The sequence below is a fragment of the Pseudomonas sp. S3E12 genome (assembly GCF_001702295.1).
GTDB classification, from domain to species: domain Bacteria; phylum Pseudomonadota; class Gammaproteobacteria; order Pseudomonadales; family Pseudomonadaceae; genus Aquipseudomonas; species Aquipseudomonas marginalis.
The window spans coordinates 106,769-125,821 of the sequence record NZ_MBDT01000032.1 but is presented as its reverse complement, the minus strand read 5'-3'; the positions used below and the strand labels follow the sequence as shown (position 1 = coordinate 125,821).

At 61.6% G+C, this 19,053-nt stretch carries 17 protein-coding genes; 10 read left to right on the top strand and 7 right to left on the bottom strand.

The window, feature by feature from the left end; genetic code table 11:
* Positions 1–55: 55 nt before the first annotated feature.
* Positions 56–1,288 (top strand): NADH:flavin oxidoreductase/NADH oxidase family protein, encoded by a 1,233-nt coding sequence (locus tag BB029_RS25035; protein WP_065941210.1) that lies wholly within the window; start codon positions 56–58, stop codon positions 1,286–1,288.
* Positions 1,289–1,365: 77 nt separating this feature from the next.
* Positions 1,366–3,090 (top strand): ubiquinone-dependent pyruvate dehydrogenase, encoded by a 1,725-nt coding sequence (gene poxB, locus BB029_RS25030; RefSeq protein WP_065941209.1) that lies wholly within the window; start codon positions 1,366–1,368, stop codon positions 3,088–3,090.
* A 187-nt stretch (positions 3,091–3,277) separates the two neighbouring features.
* Here poxB and BB029_RS25025 read toward each other — a convergent pair whose 3' ends face one another.
* Positions 3,278–3,835: an NADPH-dependent FMN reductase gene (locus tag BB029_RS25025; protein ID WP_065941208.1), complete on the bottom strand. Its 558-nt coding sequence runs from the start codon at positions 3,833–3,835 to the stop codon at positions 3,278–3,280.
* A 226-nt stretch (positions 3,836–4,061) separates the two neighbouring features.
* Here BB029_RS25025 and BB029_RS25020 point away from each other — a divergent pair, with 226 nt between their 5' ends.
* Positions 4,062–4,298: a hypothetical protein gene (locus BB029_RS25020; RefSeq protein WP_065927911.1), complete on the top strand. Its 237-nt coding sequence runs from the start codon at positions 4,062–4,064 to the stop codon at positions 4,296–4,298.
* A 63-nt stretch (positions 4,299–4,361) separates the two neighbouring features.
* Here BB029_RS25020 and BB029_RS25015 read toward each other — a convergent pair whose 3' ends face one another.
* Positions 4,362–4,706 (bottom strand): hypothetical protein, encoded by a 345-nt coding sequence (locus tag BB029_RS25015; RefSeq protein ID WP_065941207.1) that lies wholly within the window; start codon positions 4,704–4,706, stop codon positions 4,362–4,364.
* 181 nt (positions 4,707–4,887) lie between these two features.
* Here BB029_RS25015 and BB029_RS25010 point away from each other — a divergent pair, with 181 nt between their 5' ends.
* Positions 4,888–5,781 (top strand): LysR substrate-binding domain-containing protein, encoded by an 894-nt coding sequence (locus tag BB029_RS25010; protein ID WP_065941206.1) that lies wholly within the window; start codon positions 4,888–4,890, stop codon positions 5,779–5,781.
* On the opposite strand, the gene BB029_RS25005 is transcribed toward BB029_RS25010, so the two are convergent.
* The 5 genes from BB029_RS25005 to BB029_RS24985 form a co-directional block, all read right to left on the bottom strand.
* Positions 5,778–6,347, bottom strand: coding sequence for a GNAT family N-acetyltransferase (locus BB029_RS25005; protein WP_065941205.1), 570 nt, complete (start codon positions 6,345–6,347; stop codon positions 5,778–5,780). The genes BB029_RS25010 and BB029_RS25005 overlap by 4 nt on opposite strands.
* Before the next feature lie 20 nt (positions 6,348–6,367).
* A complete protein-coding gene (locus tag BB029_RS25000; RefSeq protein ID WP_065941204.1) occupies positions 6,368–8,623 on the bottom strand; it encodes an Orn/Lys/Arg decarboxylase N-terminal domain-containing protein in 2,256 nt (751 codons plus the stop codon).
* A 202-nt stretch (positions 8,624–8,825) separates the two neighbouring features.
* The gene (gene dnaQ / locus BB029_RS24995; RefSeq protein WP_168166845.1) at positions 8,826–9,566 is read right to left on the bottom strand and encodes a DNA polymerase III subunit epsilon; all 741 of its coding nucleotides are present in this window, start codon (positions 9,564–9,566) and stop codon (positions 8,826–8,828) included.
* A gap of 82 nt (positions 9,567–9,648) precedes the next feature.
* Positions 9,649–10,101 (bottom strand): ribonuclease HI, encoded by a 453-nt coding sequence (rnhA, locus tag BB029_RS24990; RefSeq protein ID WP_003173571.1) that lies wholly within the window; start codon positions 10,099–10,101, stop codon positions 9,649–9,651.
* Positions 10,102–10,145: 44 nt separating this feature from the next.
* Positions 10,146–10,904: a class I SAM-dependent methyltransferase gene (locus BB029_RS24985; RefSeq protein WP_053134936.1), complete on the bottom strand. Its 759-nt coding sequence runs from the start codon at positions 10,902–10,904 to the stop codon at positions 10,146–10,148.
* A gap of 65 nt (positions 10,905–10,969) precedes the next feature.
* On the opposite strand from BB029_RS24985, the gene gloB reads away from it, so the two are divergent.
* The 6 genes from gloB (at position 10,970) to BB029_RS24955 (ending at position 19,053) form a co-directional block, all read left to right on the top strand.
* The gene (gloB, locus tag BB029_RS24980; protein WP_065941202.1) at positions 10,970–11,737 is read left to right on the top strand and encodes a hydroxyacylglutathione hydrolase; all 768 of its coding nucleotides are present in this window, start codon (positions 10,970–10,972) and stop codon (positions 11,735–11,737) included.
* 98 nt (positions 11,738–11,835) lie between these two features.
* A complete protein-coding gene (locus tag BB029_RS24975; protein ID WP_065941201.1) occupies positions 11,836–13,140 on the top strand; it encodes a lytic transglycosylase domain-containing protein in 1,305 nt (434 codons plus the stop codon).
* A gap of 144 nt (positions 13,141–13,284) precedes the next feature.
* A complete protein-coding gene (locus tag BB029_RS24970; RefSeq protein WP_065941200.1) occupies positions 13,285–15,114 on the top strand; it encodes an extracellular solute-binding protein in 1,830 nt (609 codons plus the stop codon).
* Positions 15,111–16,955, top strand: a complete 1,845-nt coding sequence (locus tag BB029_RS24965) for an extracellular solute-binding protein (protein ID WP_065941199.1) — start codon at positions 15,111–15,113, stop codon at positions 16,953–16,955. Before BB029_RS24970 ends, BB029_RS24965 begins: the two co-directional genes overlap by 4 nt.
* On the top strand, positions 16,956–18,032 hold the full coding sequence (locus BB029_RS24960; protein ID WP_027606500.1) for a microcin C ABC transporter permease YejB: 1,077 nt from the start codon (positions 16,956–16,958) through the stop codon (positions 18,030–18,032).
* Between the two features lies 1 nt (position 18,033).
* Positions 18,034–19,053 carry an ABC transporter permease gene (locus BB029_RS24955; protein ID WP_027606501.1) on the top strand — a complete coding sequence of 340 codons (1,020 nt, stop codon included), beginning with the start codon at positions 18,034–18,036 and terminating at the stop codon, positions 19,051–19,053.

The window sequence follows — 19,053 nt, the reverse complement described above, 5'->3', positions numbered from 1 at the left end:
CATTAAAGTTAACTTTAAGCTTAGCCTGAGGCCTCCCCTGCTCAGGAGTCAACCCATGTCACCCTTTGAACCCTTGCAACTGCCCAATGGCCAAGTTCTTGCCAACCGTATCGCCAAGGCGGCGATGGAAGAAAACATGGCGGATGCGCAACAGGCGCCCTCCCGCGAATTGAAGCAGTTGTACAAGACCTGGGCGGACGGCGAGCCCGGCCTGCTGCTGACCGGCAATGTGATGATCGACCGCCGCGCCATGACCGGCCCCGGCGGCGTTGCCCTCGAAGACGAACAGCACCTGGACAGCTTTCGCGAGTGGGCCGCCGTGGCCCGCGACAAGGGCGTGCACTTTTGGGTACAGCTCAGCCATCCGGGGCGCCAGACCATGGCCAACCTCGGCCAGCAGGCCCTGGCGCCCTCCGCGATTGCATTGGACCTCGGCAGCTTTTCGAAGATGTTCGCCAAGCCCAGGGCCATGACCGAAGACGACATTCAAGACGTGATCAAACGCTTCGCCACCAGCGCACGCCTGGCCGAGAAAGCCGGGTTCACCGGGGTGCAGATCCACGGCGCGCACGGCTACCTGCTCAGCCAGTTTCTCTCCCCACTCAGCAACCAACGCACTGACCGTTGGGGCGGCCCCCTGGAAAACCGCGCACGCCTGCTGCTGGAAGTGATCCACGCCGTGCGTGCCAGCGTCAGTCCTTCATTCTGTGTGGCGGTCAAACTCAACTCGGCCGACTTCCAGCGCGGCGGCTTCGACGCCAACGACGCGCGCGCCGTGGTCGAGATGCTCAACCCGCTGCCCATCGACCTGCTGGAATTATCCGGCGGCAGCTACGAAGCACCGGCCATGCAAGGCGAAGCACGGGACGGCCGCACCCTGGCCCGCGAAGCGTATTTCCTGGAGTTCGCCAAGGAACTGGCGACCATCGCCAAGATGCCGCTGATGGTCACCGGCGGCATTCGTCGCCTGCCCATCGTGCAACAAGTGCTGGACAGCGGCATCGCCATGGCCGGCATCGCTACCGCCCTGACCCTGGAACCGCAACTGATCAAGCACTGGCACGAGGGTCGCGACCTCAACCCGCAACTCAAGCCGATCAGTTGGAAACGCAAACCCTTGGCCGCCCTCGCCACCCTGGCCGTGGTGCGGGACCAGATGCGCCGCCTGAGTCGTGGCCGTCTGCCTAAACCCAATGTCGTGCCATGGCTGGCGCTGGCGTGTGACCAATGGTTTATCGCTCGGCGCACCCGGCAATACCGCGCGGCCATGACGCAATCTTCACATTAAAAGCGGAGCATTCGCCGTGATCGAACTGTCCCCTATTGATCAGCAGCTTTTAACCTCACTGACGATTGGAGTTCTTCATGGCGAAAATCAACCTGGCCCAGCAATTGGCGACCACCCTTGAACAGGCGGGTATCAAGCGTATCTGGGGCCTGACCGGCGACAGCCTCAACGGCCTCACCGACGCCCTGCGCACCATGGACAGCATCGAGTGGATGCACGTGCGCCACGAAGAAGTCGCCGCCTTCGCCGCTGGTGCCGAAGCGGCGGCCACGGGTGAACTGACGGTATGCGCCGGCAGCTGCGGGCCGGGCAACCTGCACTTGATCAATGGCCTGTTCGATTGCCATCGCAACCATGTGCCGGTGCTGGCGATCGCAGCACAAATCCCCTCCTCCGAGATCGGCCTGAACTACTTCCAGGAGACCCATCCCCAGGAACTGTTCAAGGAGTGCAGCCACTTTATCGAGCTGGTCACCAACCCCGAGCAGATGCCACACGTGCTGCACCGTGCCATGCGTTCGGCGATCCTCAACCGCGGCGTGGCGGTGGTGGTGATTCCGGGGGACGTATCGTTGCTGGAAGTGGAAGACAAGCTCAAGCCCTGGCCGGCCCTGCACGCACCGCGTACCCTGCCGGCGGAACAGGACCTGCAGCGCCTGACCGAGATCCTTGAAAGCAGCGAAAAAGTCACCCTGCTGTGCGGCAGTGGCTGCGCCGGTGCCCACGATCAAGTGGTGGCCCTGGCCGACACGCTGGGTGCGCCGGTGGTGCACGCCCTGCGCGGCAAGGAGCATGTGGAATGGGACAACCCATTCGATGTGGGCATGACCGGCCTGATCGGCTTCAGCTCCGGCTACCACGCCATGCTCGACTGCGACACGCTGATCATGCTCGGCACGGACTTTCCGTACCGCCAGTTCTACCCTACCGATGCCAAGATCATCCAGGTTGACCGCAACCCGCAGGCGCTCGGCCGTCGCGCCACGCTGGACCTGGGCATCGCTGCCGATGTGAGCGAGACCATCGGCGCCTTGCTGCCACGCCTGACCCGCAAGACCGACCGCAGCTTCCTCGAGACCTCACTGAAGCACTACGAAAAAGCCCGCCAAGGCCTGGACGACCTGGCGCAACCGTCAAAGGCCAACCGGCCGATCCACCCGCAATACGTGGCGCGCCTGCTCAGCGAACTGGCGAACGACGATGCAATCTTCACCGCCGACGTGGGCTCGCCGACGGTGTGGGCGGCGCGCTACCTGAAGATGAATGGCAAGCGTCGCCTGATCGGCTCGTTCAACCACGGTTCCATGGCCAATGCCATGCCCCAGGCGATCGGTGCCCAGGCGGCCTTTCCTGGGCGCCAGGTGATCTCGATGTCCGGCGACGGCGGGTTTGCCATGCTGATGGGGGATTTCATTTCACTGGCGCAGTTGAACCTGCCCGTCAAAGTCATCGTGTTCGATAACTCGTCCCTGGGCTTTGTCGCCATGGAAATGAAGGCCGCGGGCTACCTGGATGCCGGCACCGAGCTGAAAAACCCGGACTTCGCCGCCATGTCCAACGCCATGGGCATCCTCGGCATTCGCGTGGAGCAATCCGAAGACCTGGAACCGGCCCTGCGCCGCGCCCTGGCCCATGATGGCCCGGTGCTGGTGGATGTGGTGACGGCCACCCAGGAACTGGTGATGCCGCCGAGCATCAAGCTGGAACAGGCCAAGGGCTTCAGCCTGTATATGCTCAAGGCGGTGATGAGTGGGCGTGGGGATGAAGTGATCGAATTGGCGCGGACTAACTGGTTGCGCTGATCCAATACTGTGGGAGGGGCTTGCCCTAATACCAGTCAGTTAAGCGAACATCGCCTCCTGTAGGAGCGAGCTTGCTCGCGAAAAACGTCAACGATAACGCGTGCTTCCTGAATGAACGCGGCGCCTGTGAGTTTTTCGCGAGCAAGCTCGCTCCTACAAAAGCCTTAACTGAACGGCGAGAGCCGATTCAAGCTGTCTGCTTTTCTACCCATTTGCCGTAGGCATCAATAAATGCCTGCAGGAACTGCCTGGTCTTTTCCGTCACCTTGCCGGCGTCGTCGAACACGCTGCCCGCTCCGCCCAGGTAGGCTTCCGGCTGCTGCATGCATGGCACATCGAGGAACACCAGGGACTGACGCAAATGGTGGTTGGCGCCAAAACCGCCAACGGCGCCCGGCGATACGCTGATGATCGCCCCCGGCTTGCCGCTCCAGGCGCTTTGGCCATACGGACGGGAGCCGACGTCAATCGCATTCTTCAACGGCGCGGGGACGGAGCGGTTGTACTCCGGCGTCACAAACAACACCGCGTCGGATGAACGTACCTGCTGACGGAAAGTACTGTAGGCTGCGGGCGGTGATGCCCCGTCGATGTCCTCGTTGTAGAGCGGCAAATCGCCAATTTCCACAATGTTCAACTTCAGGTTGGCGGGGGCCAGTTCGGCCAGTGCCAGGGCGACCTTGCGGTTGATCGAGTCTTTTCTCAGGCTGCCAACCAGGACGGCAATCGTGTAGACCTTGCTCATTGGGTTTCTCGACGTCTGACTAAGGGAGCTTGTAGTTATAAAGGCTTCGCAGTGCGTTCACCAGAAGGTTTTGATAATCCTCCAGACGTTTGGCCCGCGATTTGATGCGTAGGAACCGTCTGAAAATGTCAGCGAATAGTATTTTTTTTCAATAGGTAAACTCCCCCTCTTTATGACGGTCTACAGCACCGCGAATTGAGTGTTTATCTCCAGAGGTTCTAAACAGATGGCAGCAGTACTAGTCGGACAGTTTCATGCCAGAGACGCAGAAGGACGCGTGTATTCGGTGCATGAGTTCCAGGAATCCAACCCGGCGCAAGGCGACCTGGCTGGCTCGGCACCCACCACCACCTACAAGCTGGCCATTGGCGACCGGGTAGAAAAACTCGAAGGCGATGAGTTCAAGCTGATTCAGTCGGGGACCATTATCGTCCGCGAATCGCAGACCGTCCTCGCCTCATAAGCTTGATCGCCCAGGCGTACCTGCTCAGTCCCGGCCGTTGACGGCATCGACTGGGCCGGGCGGTCACGGGCGGCGAATCTCCGTCACTTCAAGCCCCGACTCACCGTCCACTTGCTTGAGCGTCACCATCAACCGGCCCCGCTCGCCTTCCACCGCGTACATCACCCGCCTGTAGCCCGGCGAGTTGTACCCCGGATACGCCACCACCTGCTTGACCTGCGTCATGCCCAGCACCGTGCCGACCTGCGCGGCGACTTGCTCCTGGGCACGGATAAATGCCTCAAGCGTGAGGTTTTCCGGGGCTGATTCATCGTGATTGCTGAAGAGATAAGCAGCCACGCACCCTACGGTCACCAGGACCAACAGTTGCTTGACCGTTACCCCGAAAACTGTCGAGGGGAGAGACATATGAGACCAGACCTGTTTTTGTTGTATGTGCCGGTAACCGGCATTGGTCGTTGATGATCAGACTCGCCATTCTAGTGAGGTCCTGGCTGAACGCCAGCGATGTACACGACCCACACCGTCTTTTTTGCGCACGACGGCATGCACCATTGAATCCCCACGGCGCTGCACATAGACTCCGGCCATGCGTTTACGTCATATCGAAGTGATTCAGGCCATCCTGCAGACCGGACACCTCGGCACCGCCGCCGAATGGTTGCAACTTCCTGTGGGCGATGTAGACGCGGCCCTCAAGGAGGCCGAGCGGCAATTGGGCTTCATGCTGTTTGCCAGTGTGCGCGGGCGTTTGCAGGCGACACGGGAAACCCTGGAGTTGCAGGCAGAAATCGCCCATGTGTACGAAGCCCTGGAACCGGTGCAACGCCTGGCCAGCCGCTTGAAACACCATCACGCCCCCACCCTGCGCGCCTTGTGCACGCCGCCCCTGGCCAATCAACTGCTGCCCCAGAGCATCGCGCTGCTGCGCCGGCGCTTCCAGGACACGCCGTGCAACCTGTCGAGCCAGCCAACCCGGGAAATCGTGCGCAGCCTGTTGCTGCACGAGGCCGAGGTGGGCCTGAGCCTGCATGACCCGGAACACCCACAAATCCACAGCACGGTGCTGGCCCAAGGCAAATTGCAATTGCTGGCGCCCCACGGCTGGCTCAAGCCCAAGCAGAAGTACATTGCGCTGCCGGACCTGGCCGGGCAAGCGATGATCGGGCTCGAAGGACACGACCCGCTCAGCCGCCTGCTGGACGCCAAGCTGCAAGCCTTGCGCCCGCTGCCGGTGGTGCAGACACGGGTGCAGACCTACCAGATGATGCGCAGCATGGTGGAAGCCGGCGAAGGCCTGGCGATTGTCGACCCGTTCACTGCGTTTGGTGCACGCGAAGCGGGCCTGGATACATGCCCGGTGTCGCCGCCGATCCTGGTCAGCCTGTATGCGCTGACACTCAAGGATGGCGTGACCTCGCCTGCGCTGAATGCGTTGCTGGAGATCGTCACGCAAAAGGCCCAGGGCCTGCTGGAAAGTTAACGCCGCTCGGCGTCGGTCTTGAACAACCGATACCAGAAAATCGCCACTTCACGGGTTTGCGGGTCGATGCCGCGATAGCGCAGGTGGTCGATCCCGCCCATCACGTAGCCGCAACGCTCATACAGTCGGCAGGCGCCCAGGTTGTTGTTCTGGGTTTCCAGCATCATGCCCGGCAGGTTTTTCTTGCGGCTCCAGAACTGCGCCACATCCAGCAGCGCCTTGGCCACCCCATGCCGCCGGGCAGGCAAGGCCACCGCCAGCTCGTCAACGTGGGCAAAGCCGTTCCAGTTGGTGCTGACCACGATATGCCCGACCGCACGATCATCCAGGTAGGCCATGAAGATCGCACTGTCCGGCGCATCGCGAAAACTGGCGAATTCTTCCGGGTCGATGCCATAGCACTTGCGGTACGGCACGATGCGCTCCACGGGCCATTGATCGACCCGCTTGTCCATCTCCGGCACGCCATAGGCACTGACCTCAAAGCTGAAATCATTGCCCCACACGTAGGCGTCGAAGCCCTCGTCGGCGACCCGCACACTGAGCCCTGGATACTTCGGGTTCATTACAGCTTGCATAAACATCCTTAACCCTTGATGCAATCGACGGTGTAACAACGACCACTGCCGTCGTCTTCGTGTTGTAACCCGTGAACATCGGCAACAAAACCGGGAAAACTGCTATCGAACGTCCGGGCAAACGCCAGGTAGTCAATGATCGACCGGGTCGACTCGGTAAAGCGCTCGCCCGGCATGATCAACGGAATGCCCGGTGGATAAGGCACCAGCATCACGGCTGCAATGCGTCCTGGCAAGGCATCAATGGACACGGCCTCTACCTCTCCCCTTACCAATTGGTCGTAGGCGTCGGCGGGTTTCATCGCGATTTCCGGCAACACCGTGTACATGCGCTTGAGGTGCCTGGCGGTGGCGTTGCTGCGGTAGCAGCTGTGCAATTGGTCGCACAAGTCGCGCAAACCCAAGCCTTGATAACGCGCCGGGCCCTGGGCAAACACCGATGGCAAACAACTGGCGAGGCTGACATTCCCGTCGTAACTGCGCTTGAACTCGAGCAACTCGGTGAGCAAGGTACTCCATTTGCCCTTGGTGATGCCCATGGAAAACAACACGAGGAACGAATACAGCCCGGTCTTTTCCACCACCAGCCCACGCTCCCAGAGGAATTTGCTGACCACCGCGGCGGGAATCCCGCAATCGCTCAAGGCACCGCCGGCGGTGAGACCGGGCATCACCAGGGTCACTTTGATCGGGTCCAGCAGCACGTAGTCTTCGACCACGTCACCAAAGCCGTGCCAGTCATCCTGCGGCTGCAACAGCCAATCCGCGGTGGCGACGCGGTCGATGCCCGCCACCGACGGCGGCTGCCAGATGGAGAACCACCAATCTTCGGCGGCAATATGCTGGCGCAGGTTGGCCAGGGCGCGGCGAAAACTCAGGGCCTCGTCGAACATTTCCTGCAACAGCGAGCGCCCGGCCGGGCCTTCCATCATCGCCGAGGCGACGTCCAGCGACGCAATGATGCTGTACTGCGGCGACGTGGAGATGTGCATCATGAAGGCTTCATTGAAACGGTCGCGGTCCAGTTGGCGCGCGCCGCCATCCTGCACATGGATCATCGAGGCCTGGCTGAACGCCGCCAGCAGCTTGTGGGTGGAGTGGGTGGTGAACACCAGCGGGCTGTCCGGGGTACGGGAGGTGCCCATGCCGTAGCGCCCGGCAAAGAACTCGTGGAACGCCGCGTAGGCGTACCAGGCTTCGTCGAAGTGCAGCACCTCGACACTGTTGCCCAATTGCTGCTTGATCAGCTCGGCGTTGTAGCACAGGCCGTCGTAGGTGGAGTTGGTGACCACGGCCAGCTTCACCTTGGGGGGCCGGCCGCGGGTCAAGGGGCTGGCGTCGATCTTGGCGCGGATCGATTCCGGGCTGAACTCGCTCAGGGGAATCGGACCGATGATGCCCAGTTCGTTGCGCTCCGGGCACAGGTACAGCGGGATGGCACCGGTCATGATGATCGAATGCAACACCGACTTGTGGCAGTTGCGGTCCACCAGCACCAGGTCATCGCGCCCGACCATGGAGTGCCAGACGATCTTGTTGGCGGTGGACGTGCCGTTGATCACGAAAAAGGTATGGTCGGCGCCGAAGTTGCGCGCGGCGCGGGCTTCGGCTTCGGCCAGGGGCCCGGTGTGATCCAGCAGCGAGCCCAGTTCGGGCACCGAGACCGACAAGTCCGAGCGCAGGGTGTTCTCCCCGAAGAACTGATGAAACGCCTGCCCCACCGGACTTTTGCGATAGGCCACGCCACCGCCGTGTCCGGGGGTGTGCCAGGAATAGTTGGAGTCGGCGGTGTGTTGCACCAGCGCCTTGAAAAAGGGCGGCAACAGGCCATCCAGGTAAGTGCGGGCAGCACGGGCCACCTGGCGGGCGAGAAACGGTACGGTGTCTTCGAACAGGTAGAGAATGCCGCGCAACTGGTTGAGTTCGCTCATGGCATCGGCCGGGGCGTTTTCCAGGGTGACCTGCTCGCCCAGGGCAAAGATCGGCAGGTTCGGCGCTCGCAGGCGCGCCAGGCGGATCAGCTCGACCATGTTTTGCAGCAGGTGGGTATTCTCACCGGCACCTTCGGCGGCGATCAGCATGCACGCCAGGCCGTGATGGGTCGACGCCACCAGCCGGCCTTCGGCGTAGTCCACGGCGGAAAAGATACTGAAGCCCTCTTGTTCCAACTCCCGGGCGATGCCCCGAACCCGGTCGCCGGCAACGGTGTCGGCCTTGATGTCGCGGTGCACGATAAGCACGGGGAACTTCAGGTCTTTGTACATGAGGGCGTGTAGTCCTGAGGGCTATGCACTCAAGGGTAGAAGCTTGGGGACGATGACGCGAATGAAGATTCTGAAAGCAATGGAGGTCAACCCTGGGAGGGGGCTTGCTCCCGATGACGGTATGCCAGCTCATATTTGATTGGCTGATACACCGCCATCAGGGTGTAGCCCCCTCCCACATTTTGATCATACCTACGCAGGGCTATTGTTGTGTTAGCTGGGTCCACAACGCCGGCGCACCCGCCGACTTGGCAATCGCCTCCAACCGCGCCGCATGCTCGGCCAGATCCTGCTCGCTGGCGCGAATGATGGTGGTGGGCTTGCGATCGGCCGGCAGGCGGCGGATTTCCGAAGGGCGGTTGCCCGAACCTTCCGCCGAGCCACTGCCGTCGGAGGCGTTGCCGGCCAGGGACAGGCTGGTCTGCCCGCCGGTCATGGTCAGGTAAACGTCGGCGAGAATCTCGGAGTCGAGCAAGGCACCGTGGAGTTCACGGCCGGAGTTGTCGACGCCATAACGCTTGCACAAGGCATCGAGGCTGTTGCGCTGGCCCGGGTGACGCTCACGGGCCATCATCAGGGTGTCGAGGATCGAGCAGTGCCGGGAAATGTCCGCGCGATCCATCTGCCCCATCAGGGCAAACTCGTTATTGATGAAGCCGACGTCGAACGCCGCGTTATGGATGATCAACTGGGCGCCGTTGATGAATTCGAAGAACTCATCGGCCACTTCGGCGAAACGCGGCTTGCCCTTGAGGAACTCGTCGGTGATGCCGTGGACGCCGATGGCGCCTTCGTCACTGTCGCGGTCCGGTTGCAGGTAGACGTGGAAGTGACGACCGGTGAGGCGCCGCCCCATGAGTTCGACACAGCCGATTTCAATGATCCGGTGGCCGTCGGTCACCGGCATGCCGGTGGTTTCGGTATCGAGTACAACAGATCGGATCGCCATCAGGGTTCAGCTCTCAACGGTGTGGTGTGCAGTGTGGTGTGAGTCAAGGAGCGCGATGTTAACACGTCAGCCAGCATCAGCTCTGCTTGTAGCCCCGCACTTCGTCCACACCTCTATTGGCAAGCTGGTCGGCGCGCTCGTTACCCGGATGGCCGATGTGCCCGCGCACCCATTTCCAGGTGATGTCATGGCGGTTGCATTGCTCATCGAGCAATTGCCACAGGTCGGCATTCTTGACCGGCTCCTTGGCCGCGGTCTTCCAGCCGCGCTTCTTCCAGTTGACCATCCACTCGTTGATACCTTTCATCACGTATTGCGAGTCGGTGACCAGCAGCACGTTGCAGCGGCGCTTGAGTTCTTCCAGGCCGCGAATGGCGCCCATCAGCTCCATGCGGTTGTTGGTGGTGTTGGCTTCGCCGCCCCACAACTCCTTCTCTACGCCCTTGCACACCAGCAAGGCGCCCCAGCCGCCGGGGCCGGGGTTGCCCTTGCAGGCGCCATCGGTGAAGAGTTCTACGCTATCGGTCATCGGTTACATCCATCAAAACGGGCAGGTCTGAAATCAAAAAAGTTCTACGGTTCGCTTTGCTTGCGGTTGACCTTGGCCATCGGCATCGGCACCAGTTTGCCCATGGGCTGGCGCAACACCTGGCGCACCGGCCGCAGCCCGACCACGATCTTGCGCGCCACCAATAAATAGAAGCCGCCACCCGACAGTTGCCAGGCCCCTGCGCGGCGTTCCCAACCGGCCAGGCGACCTTGCCACTTGGCCGAGGCAAGCGGCGGACGATAGCACCCGAAGCGGCGTTTCTCCAGCGCGAAGCCCAGCAGGTTGAGCCAGTCCCCGACCCGTGATGGCGAGATGCAGCGCGCCTGGCGCAGGCCATCATGGGCGAACACATGGCGCAGGCCCCAACTGCTCCAAGGGTTGATGCCGATAATCAGCAAATGGCCACCAGGGCGCACGCTGCTGGCCGCTTCACGCAGCAGACCGTGGGGCGACAGGCAGAAATCCAGGCCATGCTGCAACACCACCACATCGGCGGCGTGCTCGCTCAATGGCCAGGCCTGTTCTTCGCAGACAATCTCCACCCCCGGCAACGGCGCGCCCAGGCGCACATTGCGTTGCACCTGGGGCGCCGCGGGCGGGGTCTGGGCCGACGGGCCGTAATGCACCAGGTAGCCGCCAAAGAAACGACCCAACTCGTCTTCGAGCATGCGCCGTTCTTCATCCAGCAGAAATTGCCCGATGGGCCCGGACAGCCATTCACGGGCTGCGCCGATCAGGGCCAGCCACTCAGGATCGGCCTGGGCGAACGCTTTATCAGTCATTGCATTCTCCAACTCGCCTAGACGTTCTAAGATGCACCAATGTGTTCAGCTTGGCGAATCGAAGAATGATACAGATCAGTGCCCTGCCCGCCTTCACCGATAACTACATCTGGTTGCTGCAGGACCCGCAGACCCAACGTTGTGCCGTGGTCGATCCCGGCGATGCCGCGCCGGTACTGGCCTGGCTCGAGCAAAACCCGACGTGGACCCTCAGCGACATCCTGATTACCCACCATCACCACGACCATGTCGGCGGTGTCGAGCAACTCAAGCGGGTGACCGACGCCAAGGTGTATGGTCCGGCCAACGAGACGATCCCGGCGCGGGACATCGCGCTGCAGGATAACGACCGCATCAACGTGCTGGGCTGGGACTTCGACGTCTATGCCGTGCCCGGCCATACCCTGGGCCATATCGCCTTCTACCACCAGGGCGTGCTGTTCTGTGGCGACACCCTGTTCGCCGCCGGTTGTGGCCGCCTGTTCGAAGGCACGCCGGAACAGATGCACACCTCCCTCGAGCGCCTGGCCGCCCTGCCCGCCGATACCCTGGTGTACTGCACCCACGAATACACACAAAGTAACCTCAAGTTTGCCCAGGCGGTGGAACCGCAGAATGCCGACATCTCCGAACGGGTGGAAAATGTCCGTCAACTGCGGGCCCGCGGCGAGATGACGCTGCCTTCCAACCTGGCCCTGGAAAAGCGCACCAACCCCTTCCTGCGCACCTCTGAAACATCCGTTAAACAAAAAGCGGACGAACGGAATGGTCGTGACAACCGCTCTGGGGCCGAGGTATTTGCTAGCTTGAGGGCGTGGAAAGATAAGTTCTAAAGGGATGCAATCTGATACGTAATTTCTGAATGGTTGACCGGAACCAAAGTGCTTTCTAGAATCGCCCGACATTTTTGCCCGGAACTTACTTCCAGCCAATGTCGTCATCTATTCGTAAAGCCAACCATTCAGACGCATTGACCCGCCTGGCTCAAGCTGTGGCGGTGGCTGTGTCCGCCACGCTGGCGGGCTGCCAATCGACAAATTTCGCCGCACAATCCACCGTGCAACCCAAGCCCAACCTTGCCGCCAAGATCAAACAGAAACCCGTCATCTGGCTTTCAGAGAAACCTGCTCCAGAAGTGCCCCAGGACGTGTGGGAACGCATGCGCCGGGGCTTTCAATTGCAGGACAACGTGGGCGTCAACCCGCGCATCGAGCAACAGCGCCTGTGGTTCGCCAGCAACCCGTCCTTCCTGGAGAACGCCGGTGAACGCGGCAGCCTCTACATTCATTACATCGTCGAACGCCTTGAAGAACGCAACATGCCCCTGGAGCTGGCGCTGCTGCCGGTGATCGAAAGTGCCTACAACCCGATGGCGTATTCGCGCAGCGATGCCGTCGGCCTGTGGCAGTTCATCCCCTCCACCGGGCGCTACTTCAACCTGCGCCAGACCCGCGCCTACGACGGCCGCCGCGACATCACAGCCTCCACCACCGCCGCCCTGGACTACCTGACCCGTCTGCACGACATGTTCAACGGCGACTGGCTGCTGGCCCTGGCCGCCTATAACGCCGGCGAAGGCACGGTGAGCCGGGCCATCGAGCGCAACGAGAAGCTCGGCCTGCCCACCGACTACTGGAACCTGCCCCTGCCCCAGGAAACCAAGGACTATGTGCCCAAGTTCCTGGCGCTGTCCCAGGTGGTGCTGGCCCCCGAGGCCTATGGCGTCAACCTGAACCCGATTGCCAATACGCCGTACTTCGAGGTGGTCGAGGTCAAGCAAAGCATGGACCTGTCGCGGGTTGCCGCGCTGGCCGAGATCGATGAAGACGAACTGTTCCAGCTCAACCCGGCGCTCAAGCAACGCACCACCCTGGATGGCCCGCAGCACCTGCTGGTGCCGAGTTCCAAGGCACAATTGCTCACCAGCACCCTTTCGACGATGAAGCCGGAAGAATTGCTGGCGATGCGCCCGAAAAAGCAGGTGTTCGACGAAGTCGAGACCGCCCGGGTGGCCGGCCGCACCCGCAGCTACAAGGTGCGCAGTGGCGACAACCTCACGCTGATCGCCAAGGCCGACAGCAAGAAGCCGGTGCAGTACAAGGTCAAGAAAGGCGACTCGCTGTACATCGTCGCCAAGCGCTTCAACGTCGAGATGCAACATCTCAAGCGTTGGAACCCCCGTACTGGCCAGGCGCTGAAGCCGGGGCAGATGCTGGTGGTTTCCGGGCCGCGCTAAGGTTTCAAGAACCCCGGAGAACCAATGTGGGAGGGGGCTTGCTCCCACATTGGTTCTACATCATCCCGACTGGCTTTTTCCAACCGGAACAAGCTGTTACTGTACCGATCATAAAGCCCAAGCCGCCTGGATCGGATCCCTGACTTGAAGCGTCCCCTCCTTCTACTAATAAGTCTGGCCTTGAGCTTTGGTGCGAACGCGACAATAACCGAGAGCCACGGTTACACGCAGTTCGGCACGCTCAAGTACCCGGCCAAATTCACCCACTTCGATTGGGTAAACCCTGCAGCGCCGAAAGGCGGGACCTTGCGGGTCATGGCATTTGGCACCTTCGATACCCTCAACCCCTACACGTTCAAGGGTTCAAGCCCGGTTTCCACCCCCAACTTCCTGCAATACGGCGTCAATGAGCTGAATGAGCCGTTGATGGTCGGCACCGGTCAGTACGCGCCGTCCGGCGACGAGCCCACCTCCAGCTACGGGCTGATTGCCCAGTCGGTGGAATACAGCGAGGACCGCAGCTGGGTCGTATTCAACCTGCGTCCGCAGGCGCGCTTCCACGATGGCAAGCCGATCACGGCCTATGACGTGGCATTTTCCTATCGTACCCTGCTGACCGAAGGCCACCCCCAATACCGCACCAACCTGCAGGAAGTGGCGCGGGTGGACATCCTCAACCCTCACCGCATTCGCTTTGTGTTCAAGCGTGCCGGCAACCCGTTGCTGATCCTGCGCCTAGGCGAATTGCCGGTATTGCCTCAGCACTATTGGAAAAACCGCGACTTCAAGGCGACCACCTTCGAACCGCCCCTGGGCAGCGGGCCGTACCGCATCAGCAAGATCACCCCTGGACGCCAGCTGGTGTTCGAACGGGTCAAGGATTACTGGGGCAAGGACTTGCCGGTCAACCAGGGCTTCTATAACTACGACAAGGTCGAGGTGGAGTTCTACCGCGACAGCGATGTGGCCTTCGAAGCGTTCAAGGCCGGCGAGTTCGACATTTATATCGAGCACCAGGCCAAGAACTGGGCCAATGGCTACAACTTCCCGGCGGTGAACCGTGGCGAAGTGATCAAGGCGCAGATCGCCCACCAGATCCCGACCCAAAGCCAGGGCCTGTTCATGAACACCCGGCGCCCGACCTTCAGCCAGACCAAGGTGCGCGAAGCCCTGGGGTTGATGTTCGACTTCGAGTGGACCAACCGCACCCTGTTCAGCAGCGCCTACAAACGCACGCTCAGCTATTACCCCAACAGCGAATTCGCCGCTACCGGGGTGCCAACCGGCCATGAATGGCTGATGCTCTCCCCCTACCGCGACCAGCTGCCGCCCAACCTGTTTACCCAAGCCTTCAGCCTGCCCCAGACCGACGGGCGCGGCATCCCCCGCGAAACCCTGCGCCGCGCCCTGGCGCTGCTGGGCGAAGCCGGGTGGAAGTTGTCGGGCCAACGCCTGCTCAACAAGGACGGGCAACCGCTGCGCTTCGAGATCCTGCTGGTCAACCCGAACCTGGAGCGCATCCTGCAGCCCTATGTCGAGAACCTGATCAGCATCGGCATTGACGCACGCCTGCGCACCGTCGACCGCGCTCAGTACAAGCAACGCCTGGATCAATTCGATTTCGACATGATCCTGATCACCCTCAACCAGACCTTGAGCCCCGGCCTCGAACAGTGGCAGTACTTCCACTCCAGCCAGGCCGCGATCAAGGGCAGCAAGAACTATGCGGGCATCGCCAACCCCGTTGTCGATCACCTGCTGGAACAACTGCTGGCGGCGCAGACCCGCGAAGAACAACTGGCCGCCGGCCGCGCCCTGGACCGGGTGCTGCTGTGGCAGCACTACAGCATTCCCAACTGGTACCTCAACTATCATCGCCTGGCGTACCGCAACCGGTTCGCCTTTGTCACCACGCCGCCCTACAGCCTGGGCCTGAGCGCGTGGTGGCTGAAAGCTTCGGAGAAAGCCCAATGATGTATTTGCGCAACGTACTGCTCGGCAGCCTGTTGCTGTGCACCACGGCCCACGCCGCCCCGCAACACGCACTGACGCTGTACAACGAGCCGCCGAAATACCCCGCCGACTTCAAGCACTTCGACTACGTCAACCCGGACGCGCCCAAGGGCGGTACCTTCCGCGAGTCGAGCATGGGCGGCTTTGACAGCCTCAACCCGTTTATCAGCAAGGGCGTGCCGGCCGACAACGTCAGCCTGATCTACGACACCCTGGCCATGCAGAGCCTGGACGAACCGATCACCGAATACGGCCTGGTCGCCGGCAAGATCGAAAAAGCCCCGGACAACAGCTGGGTGCGTTTCTACCTGCGCCCCGAAGCGCGGTTCCACGACGGCCACCCGATCCGCGCCGAAGACGTGGTGTTCACCTTCCAGGAACTGATGAAGGAAGGCTCGCCGATCTACCGCACCTACTACGCCGATGTGGATGAAGTGGTCGCCGAAGACCCACTGCGGGTGCTGTTCAAGTTCAAGCGCACCAACAACCGCGAATTGCCGCTGATCCTCGGGCAACTGCCGGTGCTGCCCAAACATTGGTGGGCCACGCGGGACTTTGCCAAGGGCAACCTCGAGGTGCCCCTGGGCAGCGGGCCGTACAAGGTGGCCGAGGTCAAGGCCGGGCGCATGATCCGCTACGAGCGGGTCAAGGACTACTGGGCCAAGGACCTGCCGATCACCAAGGGTTTCTACAATTTCGACAACCGCATCACCGACTACTACCGCGACAGCACCGTGTCCCTGGAAGCGTTGAAGGCCGGGCAGTTCGACTACTGGCTGGAATTCAGCGCCAAGAACTGGGCCAATGCCTACAACATTCCGGCCGTGACCGAGGGCCGGTTGATCAAGGAAGAAATCCCCAACGGCAATCCCACCGGCATGCAGGGTTTTGTGTTCAATACGCGCAAGCCGATGTTCCAGGATGTGCGTGTGCGCAAGGCCATCAGCCTGTTGCTGGACTTCGAGTGGAGCAACAAACAGCTGTTCAACGGCGCCTACACCCGCACCCGCAGCTACTTCGAAAACTCCGAAATGGCCGCCACCGGCCTGCCCGGCCCGGATGAACTGAAAATCCTCGAACCCCTGCGCGACAAGATCCCCGCCGAAGTCTTCACCCAGGCCTTCGAGCCCGCCAAGACCGACGGCAGCGGCATGATCCGCACCCAGCAACGCGAGGCCTACCAACTGCTGCAGGAGGCCGGCTGGCGCATCGTCGACGACAAGATGGTCGACACCACGGGCAAACCCGTGACCATCGAGTTCCTGCTGGCCCAGACCGAGTTCGAGCGCATCCTGCTGCCGTTCAAACGCAACCTGGCGGACCTGGGCATCGACCTGGTGATCCGCCGGGTGGACGTTTCGCAGTTCGTCAACCGTGTGCGTTCCCGGGACTTCGACATGATGGTGGGCAGCTTCCCGCAATCCACCTCACCGGGTAACGAACAACGGGAATTCTGGAAGTCCTCCAGTGCCGACAAACCCGGCAGCCGCAACTACATGGGCCTCAAGGATCCGGCGGTCGACCAGTTGGTGGAAGAACTGATCGACGCCGACTCGCGCAACAGCCTGATCGCCCATGCCAAGGCCCTGGACCGTGTGCTGCAGTTCGGTTACTACGTGATCCCCAATTGGCACATCAAGACCTTCCGCGTGGCGTACTGGGACCACCTCGGCCATCCGAAAACCCCGCCACGCTATGACGTGGGCACCGCCACCTGGTGGGCAAAGCCCAACGTAAAACCTGCCGTCCCCCTGGAAACGGCTACCGACACGAGCGCCGATGCGGCGAGCGGAGGCGATTAAATGCTGGCCTATATTGTTCGCCGCCTGTTGCTGATCATCCCGACGTTGTTCGGGATCCTGCTGATCAACTTCATCATCATCCAGGCCGCCCCCGGGGGGCCGGTGGAGCAGATGATCGCCAAGCTCGAGGGCTTTGAAGGCGCCACCAGCCGCATTGCCGGCGGCGGCGCCGAAGTCTCGGTGGCCGGTTCCAGCAGCTACCGTGGCGCCCAGGGCCTGGACCCGGCGTTGATCAAGGAAATCGAAAAGATGTACGGCTTCGACAAGTCGGCGCCGGAACGCTTGTGGATCATGGTCAAGAACTACGCCCGGCTGGATTTCGGCGACAGCTTCTTCCGTGACGCCAAGGTGATCGACCTGATCAAGGAAAAGATGCCGGTGTCCATCTCCCTGGGGTTATGGAGCACGCTGATCATGTACCTGGTGTCGATCCCCCTGGGGATCGCCAAGGCCACGCGACACGGTAGCCACTTCGATGTGTGGACCAGCTCGGCAATCATCGTCGGCTATGCGATCCCGGCGTTCCTGTTTGCGATCCTGCTGATCGTGGTGTTTGCCGGCGGCAGTTACTTCGACTGGTTCCCCTTGCGTGGGCTTACTTCCAACAACTTCGATGAGTTGAGCTGGGGCGGCAAGGTGCTCGACTACTTCTGGCACCTGGCGCTGCCCATCACCGCGCTGGTGATCGGCAACTTCGCGACCATGACCCTGCTGACCAAGAACAGCTTTCTCGACGAGATCAACAAGCAATACGTGATCACCGCCAAGGCCAAGGGCCTGACCAACCACCGGGTGCTCTACGGCCATGTGTTCCGTAACGCGATGCTGCTGGTGATCGCCGGCTTCCCGTCGGCGTTCATCGGGATTTTCTTCACCGGCTCGTTGCTGGTGGAAGTGATCTTCTCCCTCGACGGCCTGGGCCTGATGAGCTTTGAAGCGGCGATCAACCGCGACTACCCGGTGGTGTTCGGCACGCTGTTTATCTTCACCCTGTTGGGGCTGGTGGTGAAACTGATCGGCGACCTCACCTACACCCTGGTCGATCCGCGTATCGACTTCGCCAGCCGGGAGCATTGAGATGAACCTGTCCCCCCTCAATCGCCGCCGGTTCGAGCGGTTCAAGGCCAACAAGCGTGGCTGGTGGTCGCTGTGGCTGTTCCTGATCCTGTTCGGGCTGAGCCTGGGCGCGGAGCTGATCGCCAACGACAAGCCACTGGCGGTGCACTACGACGGCGACTGGTATTTCCCGGCGCTCAAGCGCTACCCGGAAACCACCTTCGGCGGCGAATTCCCCCTGGAAGCCAACTACAAGAGCCCGTATATCCAGGAACTGCTCAAGGCCAAGGACGCCTGGACCCTGTGGGCACCGATCCCGTTCAGCTACCAGAGCATCAACTACGACCTGAAGGTACCGGCCCCCGCGCCGCCTTCGCGCGTCAACCTGCTGGGTACCGATGACCAGGGCCGCGATGTGCTCGCGCGGGTGATCTATGGCTTCCGTGTGTCGGTGCTGTTTGCCCTGACGTTGACCGTACTCAGTTCGATCATCGGCGTGATCGCCGGCGCCTTGCAGGGCTTCTATGGCGGCTGGGTCGACCTGGCCGGGCAGCGTTTCCTGGAAATCTGGTCGGGCTTGCCGGTGCTGTACCTGCTGATCATCCTCGCCAGCTTCGTGCAGCCGAACTTCTGGTGGCTGCTGGGGATCATGCTGCTGTTTTCCTGGATGAGCCTGGTGGACGTGGTGCGCGCTGAGTTCCTGCGCGGGCGTAACCTCGAATACGTGCGCGCGGCGCGGGCACTGGGGATGCAGAACGGCGCGATCATGTTCCGCCATATCCTGCCCAATGCCATGGTCTCGACCATGACCTTCATGCCGTTCATCCTCACCGGCGCCATCGGCACCCTGACCGCCCTGGACTTCCTCGGCTTTGGCCTGCCGGCCGGTTCGCCGTCCCTGGGCGAACTGGTGGCCCAGGGCAAATCCAACCTGCAGGCACCGTGGCTGGGCATGAGCGCGTTTGCCGTGCTGGCGATCATGTTGAGTTTGCTGGTGTTTATCGGCGAGTCCGCTCGCGATGCCTTCGACCCGAGGAAATGA

What these genes read in the sequence shown, in the direction of transcription:
- BB029_RS25035 (WP_065941210.1), top strand. Translation starts at nt 56, where the DNA reads ATGTCACCCTTTGAACCCTTGCAACTGCCCAATGGCCAAGTTCTTGCC.
- poxB (WP_065941209.1), top strand. Translation starts at nt 1,366, where the DNA reads ATGGCGAAAATCAACCTGGCCCAGCAATTGGCGACCACCCTTGAACAG.
- BB029_RS25025 (WP_065941208.1), bottom strand. Translation starts at nt 3,835, where the DNA reads ATGAGCAAGGTCTACACGATTGCCGTCCTGGTTGGCAGCCTGAGAAAA.
- BB029_RS25020 (WP_065927911.1), top strand. Translation starts at nt 4,062, where the DNA reads ATGGCAGCAGTACTAGTCGGACAGTTTCATGCCAGAGACGCAGAAGGA.
- BB029_RS25015 (WP_065941207.1), bottom strand. Translation starts at nt 4,706, where the DNA reads ATGTCTCTCCCCTCGACAGTTTTCGGGGTAACGGTCAAGCAACTGTTG.
- BB029_RS25010 (WP_065941206.1), top strand. Translation starts at nt 4,888, where the DNA reads ATGCGTTTACGTCATATCGAAGTGATTCAGGCCATCCTGCAGACCGGA.
- BB029_RS25005 (WP_065941205.1), bottom strand. Translation starts at nt 6,347, where the DNA reads ATGAACCCGAAGTATCCAGGGCTCAGTGTGCGGGTCGCCGACGAGGGC.
- BB029_RS25000 (WP_065941204.1), bottom strand. Translation starts at nt 8,623, where the DNA reads ATGTACAAAGACCTGAAGTTCCCCGTGCTTATCGTGCACCGCGACATC.
- rnhA (WP_003173571.1), bottom strand. Translation starts at nt 10,101, where the DNA reads ATGACCGATAGCGTAGAACTCTTCACCGATGGCGCCTGCAAGGGCAAC.
- BB029_RS24985 (WP_053134936.1), bottom strand. Translation starts at nt 10,904, where the DNA reads ATGACTGATAAAGCGTTCGCCCAGGCCGATCCTGAGTGGCTGGCCCTG.
- gloB (WP_065941202.1), top strand. Translation starts at nt 10,970, where the DNA reads ATGATACAGATCAGTGCCCTGCCCGCCTTCACCGATAACTACATCTGG.
- BB029_RS24975 (WP_065941201.1), top strand. Translation starts at nt 11,836, where the DNA reads ATGTCGTCATCTATTCGTAAAGCCAACCATTCAGACGCATTGACCCGC.
- BB029_RS24965 (WP_065941199.1), top strand. Translation starts at nt 15,111, where the DNA reads ATGATGTATTTGCGCAACGTACTGCTCGGCAGCCTGTTGCTGTGCACC.
- BB029_RS24960 (WP_027606500.1), top strand. Translation starts at nt 16,956, where the DNA reads ATGCTGGCCTATATTGTTCGCCGCCTGTTGCTGATCATCCCGACGTTG.
- BB029_RS24955 (WP_027606501.1), top strand. Translation starts at nt 18,034, where the DNA reads ATGAACCTGTCCCCCCTCAATCGCCGCCGGTTCGAGCGGTTCAAGGCC.